Source organism: Vibrio sp. Vb0304 (genome assembly GCF_033338995.1).
Lineage (GTDB): Bacteria > Pseudomonadota > Gammaproteobacteria > Enterobacterales > Vibrionaceae > Vibrio > Vibrio alginolyticus.
Map to the genome: position 1 here is coordinate 1 of NZ_JAWOTT010000389.1, position 1014 is coordinate 1014.

Sequence of the window (1014 nt, forward strand, 5' to 3'; positions counted from 1 at the left end):
ATGCTTGGTCACGGCGCGGGCTCCAGCCTTCTTTGCCTTGGCTGTACAAGCTTGCGTTCAAGCCCGCCATTAAGCCTTGTGCCGCAGCTTCTTCGTAGCCTGTTGTACCGTTGATTTGGCCAGCAAAGAATAGACCACTGATGAATTTAGTCTCGTAAGTTTGCTTCAAATCACGTGGATCGAAGAAATCGTACTCAATCGCGTAACCAGGACGAACAATGTGTGCGTTCTCGAAGCCTTTCATTGAACGAACGATTTGAACTTGAACATCAAACGGCAAGCTGGTGGAAATACCATTCGGGTATAACTCGTGCGTGGTAAGACCTTCAGGTTCAATGAAAATTTGGTGGCTGTTCTTATCCGCAAAGCGCATCACTTTGTCTTCGATAGACGGACAGTAACGTGGGCCAATTCCTTCGATCACACCTGCGTACATTGGGCTACGATCTAGGTTATTGCGGATCACTTCATGAGTTTGTTCATTGGTATGCGTAATGAAACAAGGAATTTGACGCGGATGGTGTTCGCGCTTACCCATGAATGAGAAAACTGGTGTTGGGTTGTCACCGTGTTGCGCTTCTAGCACTGAGAAATCAACCGTGCGAGCATCAATACGTGGTGGTGTTCCCGTTTTTAGACGATCCACTCGGAATGGCAACTCACGTAAGCGATCCGCCAATGCGATCGATGGTGGATCCCCAGCGCGACCGCCTGAAGAACTTTCCATACCAATGTGGATCTTACCACCAAGGAAAGTACCTACGGTCAGCACAACCGCTTTGGCATGGAATTTAAGACCCATTTGAGTCACAACGCCAACAACGCGATCTTGTTCAACAATCAGATCATCAACCGATTGCTGGAACAGGGTTAGGTTTGGCGCGTTTTCTAATGTGTTGCGTACGTACGCTTTGTACAGAGCGCGATCGGCTTGAGCTCGAGTTGCTCGTACTGCAGGACCTTTCGAAGCATTTAGTGTACGAAATTGAATACCTGCATGGTCGATAGCTTCTG

The 1014-nt window shown here is 48.3% G+C and carries 1 protein-coding gene; it reads right to left on the reverse strand.

From position 1 onward, the window contains the following. Positions 1–1014, reverse strand: a 1014-nt coding sequence (mnmG, locus tag R7P35_RS26455; protein ID WP_318093465.1) for a tRNA uridine-5-carboxymethylaminomethyl(34) synthesis enzyme MnmG, incomplete at both ends; no start/stop codon positions are given.